Source organism: Actinoplanes cyaneus (assembly GCF_016862095.1).
In the GTDB taxonomy this organism is placed as follows: domain Bacteria; phylum Actinomycetota; class Actinomycetes; order Mycobacteriales; family Micromonosporaceae; genus Actinoplanes; species Actinoplanes cyaneus.
Window position 1 is genome coordinate 1 of the sequence record NZ_BOMH01000156.1, and the last position, 1,367, is coordinate 1,367.

General features: G+C 66.9%; 1 protein-coding gene. It reads right to left on the reverse strand.

Annotation, left to right across the window (positions count from 1 at the left end; all coding sequences use genetic code 11):
• Window positions 1-4 precede the first annotated feature (4 nt).
• Complete coding sequence (locus Acy02nite_RS46120; RefSeq protein ID WP_239175914.1) at window positions 5-1,219, reverse strand: ISAs1 family transposase; 1,215 nt, start codon at window positions 1,217-1,219, stop codon at window positions 5-7.
• Window positions 1,220-1,367 lie beyond the last annotated feature (148 nt).

A 1,367-nucleotide genomic window follows, 5' to 3' on the forward strand; every position in this document is an offset into this window, starting at 1 on the left:
AGGGTCACTGCGTTCTCGGGTAACTGCTGGTCACGGCGGTGATCAGGTCGTGTGAGCGGCGGTTGGCTTGCCGAGTGGCGCGGGCGATGTTGGTAGCACCGGTGGTGCGGTGCCAGCCGATCGCGGTGTTACGCAGGGTGGCGATGACGGCGGGTCCGCTGCCGGTCCGGGCTTGGTGCAGATCCTCACGGAAAGTTACATCCCGGACGTGGTGAAGCTTGTTCTCGATGTGCCAGTGCCGACGGATCCAGGTTTGCAGGTCGCGGCACGTGGCGTGACCGGCGGGCAGGGACACGGTCAGGTAGGCGGTCTCTCGGCTGGTCCGGCCTGCAACGATGCGGGTTCGGGTGACTCGGACGGCTTGCACGGCGTGCGGGAAGCTGATGCCGCCCGGGGTGGCGACGGTGACGGCTTTGACAGTGCGGGTCTCACGGCGGCCGTGGCCACGGTCGCGCGTGCGGTCCCCGACGGGGATCTGCGCCCACGGCAGGCGTTTGAGCTGCTTGAACAGGGTCGGCTGGTTGCCTTTCACCTGGACGAGAAGGTGGGCGTGGCGGGCGGTGACTTCGTCGGCGTGCCCGGTCTGGGTGTGCAGGGCGTCGGCGATGAACAGCACTCCGGTGAGGGGGCCAAGCACCTTTTCGACGGCGTCGAGCAGTGGCGCGAACGAGGTGATCTCGTTCGACTTCGTGTCCACGGTGACCTGGGCGAGCACGATGCCGGTGGCCGTATCCAGGGCGGACAGCAGGTGAACCTGACGGCCGTTACTCAGGCGGGCACCGCGCAGGGTTTTGCCGTCCACCGCGATGACCCGGCGATACCTGCGCGGTGCCAGCGGGCCTGGCTGACCTGCCCGGGTGTTTAGCCAGCCGGCGAGAACGCCGGCGAGCAAGGTCGGATCGAGGCGGATCAGCAGCCGCCACATCGTCGTGCCGACGGGCACAGCGTCGCCGAAGCCGAGCCGGGTTCGGGCGTGTTCGTCGAGGTCATGCAACCAGTCGGTGATCGCCGCGAACGAGCAGGCGCCGGCCATGACCGCGCATACCGCGACGGCAAGGACAGCGGCCAACGGGTAGCGGACCCCGCGCCGGCCACGGGGGTCGGGAACCTTCGCCAAGGCCTCCAGCAGACCAACGCATTCACCATCAGTTACCGGAGCCGGTGCGTGAACTGCCTGGGGTGTCGTCACGGTCAGTGCGGTGATGAGAGATGATGCCATCTACGGGTGGAGTCCTTGGTGTCGTGAAGTCCTAGAGAAACTCCATGATCACCTTGAGGGCTTCACCCGCTTCAACCGCCTCCACAGAGGCCACTCACTGCCCGAAATCACTGGTCAACGCATCACTCGGCGAGAACGCAACGGCCCT

Excerpts from the sequence above, each read along its gene's own strand:
- Acy02nite_RS46120 (WP_239175914.1), bottom strand. The coding sequence starts at position 1,219 with ATGGCATCATCTCTCATCACCGCACTGACCGTGACGACACCCCAGGCA.